General features: G+C 67.6%; 2 protein-coding genes. Both read right to left on the minus strand.

Annotated elements, in window-relative coordinates; translation table 11 throughout:
• Positions 1 to 802: 802 nt before the first annotated feature.
• Entirely contained in the window at positions 803 to 2815 is a 2013-nt protein-coding gene (locus tag N801_RS18655; RefSeq protein WP_211254762.1) for an NUDIX domain-containing protein, read from the minus strand.
• 152 nt (positions 2816 to 2967) lie between these two features.
• Positions 2968 to 3777 carry an SGNH/GDSL hydrolase family protein gene (locus N801_RS18660; RefSeq protein ID WP_035940815.1) on the minus strand — a complete coding sequence of 270 codons (810 nt, stop codon included), beginning with the start codon at positions 3775 to 3777 and terminating at the stop codon, positions 2968 to 2970.
• Positions 3778 to 4157: the final 380 nt, after the last annotated feature.

Consider the following 4157-nt stretch of genomic DNA (forward strand, 5'->3'; position numbering starts at 1 on the left):
CCCCCCGCGTTCGAGGGAGGCCACTGCGTGCACGGCATCCGCAGGGTGATGCGGGCGGACTCAGGCCCTCGAAACCGGTCACCCACGTGCTGCCGACCACGGCGTGACCCGCTTTTAGTGGCGGCCGCACTTGTCCAACGGCTACCCCTACATCGAGGCCGCCTTTGAGACGTTGGGGACGCCGGGTCTTCACTCACGAGTTCGGTTCATGGCTGACGCCCGAGCAGCATGGGAGATGTGCTTCAGCTACTGCAACGGGGCCCCCACTGCGGGATCGGGCTGCACGCGCCGGCCCGGGTTCCGCTAACGCCCCGCGACCCAGGTCCCGCGCCCCGCGGCAGATCACCCTTGGCATCGCGTACGCCGCGCACCACGGGCACTTTCGACACCGACGCCCAGCACCACCGAAAACTGCCCACCGCCATGTGGCTCAACCAACTCTCACAGAGCCCAATTCAAAGCGCCTGAACGCGGTCCTTGTCAAACAGCTTGGCACCTTCCGAAGAGGGAAGGCTCAGGCATTACAGCAGTGCGCACCGTGGCCGTGACGGACAGCGGTCGACTGTCCGTGGTAGGCGCAAGGGGGTGTCAGGACTCTGGCGAGCGCTCGTTGGCCGCCCCCCCCTCGGGGCGATCCCACATCGGGATCGCCCCACTCCACCTCGTGTGATCCGTGGCTAGGCGGTCCAGCTGAAGGATCCCGGTGCGGATCCCGCAGGTCGGCCTGTTGGAGCCGACATACCGTGCACGAGCGGGGTCCTCGCGGTTTCGATCCGCGATGGGCTCGACCTCGTCGCTTCTTTCACGACCGTTCTTTCACGACCGTTCTTAGCACCGTTTGCCGCTGAGGAAGCATACCGAGCAATTGGTCGATTACCGTCGCCGTCATGCGGCCGAGGGGAGCCGGGTCCGAGAAGATGGTTTCTGCTGTCACGCCGGGCGGGTGAGGCGGTGCCCCGGCGGAAGGCCGCGTTGCCCATTCGGCGAGCTCCCGCAGCGGAATATGGCGCAGAGCGGCAACCTCGGCGAGATTGACGGAGCCGCTGAGGAGAGGGTCGGCGGACCAGGCAAGGACGGGGTCGACGAGAAAGCCGCTGCGCGGGAGCGCCATTGGCGCCAGCAGTCCTATGACCTGCACGCAGTGCGGGTCCAAGCCAACCTCCTCTTGCGCCTCACGGAGGGCGGCGGCCACCGGGTCGCCGCTGTCACACTGGTCCAGCGCGCCACCGGGAAAGACGAGCTCGCTGGGGTAGTCCTTCAGATCGGCGGCGCGTTCGGTCAGGAGCACGCGTGGTCCGTCAGGCCCGTCGCTGAGCAGTACCAGGACCGCCGCGGGCCGGAGCCATACAGGCCGCCCGGCTCGTCGAGCCGATGTCCCCGACGTTCCCGCTCGGGCGAGCAGTTGGCTCAGCCAGGTGGGACGCGAAGGCGGCTGCGGTATGTCATCTGCACCCACTGCGAACGGCACGGGGGTGAGAGGGGGCTCCGATAGCCAAGTGATCGCCGCGGAACGCACGTTCAATAGCGCGACACCCGGTCCGGAGTCGCGGGGTTGTACCAGGCGACTCTGTTGGCCGAGCCCGGGGTGTCCGAACAGGGCCCGAGCTGGGCGTGCGGCGATGCGGTCCGTGCCATCGGCCCACTCACCGGGGTTGTTCGCTACCGCGATGAAAGCTTGGTTGGCCCCGACAAGGTGCGCGACCGGACCGCCGAACGGCATCAGGGTTTCGCTCATGGCAGGAACGAGGATGAGATTCGCGCCGGCTTCGGAGAGCGCGTTGCCGGCCTGGGGATTGAGCAGGTCGCGGCAGATCGCGATTGTCAGGTGCCAGCCGTCAACTGTGGGGTAGATGCGCAGTTCCGGCCAGCCGTCGGGTTGGATGTCTTCCACAACCGGCCGGTCCGCTGGGGAGTACTTGTCATGGGTCAGCGGCTGCTCGTGTCCGCGGACCCACGCGATAGCGGTGTTCCGTCGTCTGCCTGGCGCTTGATCGGTGCCTGTCTGCCGGTGGTAGCTACCGGCGACGAGGACACGGGGCCCGTCGGGCCGTTGCACCCACTCGCGCAGCCCCATGGCCAGTCCTTCTGTGACAGACAGCTCCGGCAGCACCACGATCGAGGCCCCGGCGGCGGTCGCCCGAGCCACCAGGCGGTCGATCTCGGTGCGCTGCCGACCCAGATCTCGGGGGCGAACCGGGAACCTGCCTTCCTGGGTGCCCTGTGTCAGGTCGAGTTCGCCCAGGCTGCCATTGGGATGACAGGTCGCGACCACGGTGTCAGCTGTGACTACCCCAGCCAACGTGTCGAACAGGCTGTAGTCGAAGACGACCCGGAACTGCACAACCCATTCACCGGCAAGCCGGACATGCCGGGTCTCGTCAAGCCGGTGCGCGAGCCGCCACGGTGGGGAGGTGGAGCGCATCGTCGTCACCTCGCGCAGGTCCGGGCTGTCGAGGGGAACCGGGTCCCCGACCCCGGGCTGGTACGGGCTGCGCCGCTGGAACCAATGCGCGAACGTGTGTCCGTAACATTCGTCGATGAGCTCTGCGAGGGCGCGTGCGATGAGGACCGGCGGGATGTCGTCGGCCTGATCGAAGGCTACGACGAGCGCACGCCGGACGGGCGGTTCGAGCACTGCCGTCGTTCCCGGCAGCGGCAGCTCCTCGGCCACCTTGTTCACCAACACCGTCACCTTGCGAACGGTCCGCGTATCTCCAGATCGCTCCCACAGGACCCGGTGCTCGTCGCGGCACAGGTGCAGAAGATGAGTGAGGGTGACAACTGGCTCGACCTCGTCACGGATGGCGGCCAGCATCGCGGCAATCCGATCAGATGGCACCGACAGCTGCGCCACGCACGGGGCACAGGACGCGCCCTCGGACCCACATGGGTCGCTCTGCAGCTCGTGCGGATCGCTCCCGCCCCGGCCGGTCACGTTCGGCGTTCGGCTCAGTGCCACTCTCCGCATCACGCGGCACCTCCCAGGCTGACCAAACTGGGGTTGCTGATGACACGAGAGCCGGCGTCCGGAGTCACTACGGCCATGACCGCTGGAGCCAGCACGTCGGCGATTCGGGAGTAGCCGGCCTGGGACGGGTGGAATCGGTCCCAACTAACGAGGGATGAATCCGTGAGGAACTCACGGCCCAGCCGCCCCCTGACGTCCACGAGGTTGACACCCCCGCCTGCCTCGAGGACCGCTCGTCGGTGTATCCGCCCGACCAGCGCTGCTCGGGTCCGCAGAGCTGCACGCAGAAGGGGGGGGACAGCGCGCATGGCTCCGAACTCGGGCAGACTGCTCATCACAACGGGCGCACCGATGCTGTGCAGGCGCGACAGCACAAGGGCCGTGTCGCCGGCGAGTCGGCGCGTCCGTGACATGTGCGTCACGTCGTTGGTGCCGACGAGGAGCACGACCACGTCGGGCTTCCCCAAATCGAGCGCCAGCTGTTTGATCAAGACGTCATGGGTCCGCGCGCCGGCTTGAGCGTGACTGATCACATGCACGGGTCGGCCAGTAGACGCGGCCACCCGCTGCGCGATCAAGGCCGGAAGGGCTGCGGCCGGCCGTGTCACGCCCACTCCTGCCATGCCGGAATCGCCCAGTGCCCGCAGCTCGACCGGCTTGCCGCCGGCAAGAGTCGGGTCCTGCGGGACAACGGTCAGGTCAATCACTCCCGGGTGGTTCGCTCGGCTCCGGTAGCGCCGGCGCGCCTCATGCAGCTGAAGCAGGCTCACCCCGGCTGCCGCCGCGGTGACAGCGAGGAGGAAGAGCACAGAACCCCCGCCGACACCCGCACTACGGCCTCGTGCGCGCGCGGCGCCCTGTTCGCGTGATGCCCACCTAACTGTTTGCCGGTCACTCATACAGCCACCATGGCGCCTGCAGATGTCGGATCCCGGGTGGTCGGATCAAGTTCACGTGAAGACCTTGGTCCCTCATCGACCCGCGCACCAGGACCTGACCCCATCAGCCACCTAACCCAGCCCGTCCGCCCCACCGGTTCGCCCGCACGAACGAACAGCAACCCGCTACGGCAGTGTTCGAGATCCCGAGTTTTGCCGAGCGGACCGCGGCTGACGATGTCGCTACATCCCGGAGAGGCTGAAAGAGCGACGCCAACTTCTTATGAGGCATCGCGGGCCGATGGCGACCG

This window comes from Knoellia aerolata DSM 18566 (assembly GCF_000768695.1).
GTDB lineage: Bacteria > Actinomycetota > Actinomycetes > Actinomycetales > Dermatophilaceae > Knoellia > Knoellia aerolata.

Excerpts from the sequence above, each read along its gene's own strand:
- N801_RS18655 (WP_211254762.1), bottom strand. The coding sequence starts at position 2,815 with ATGCTGGCCGCCATCCGTGACGAGGTCGAGCCAGTTGTCACCCTCACT.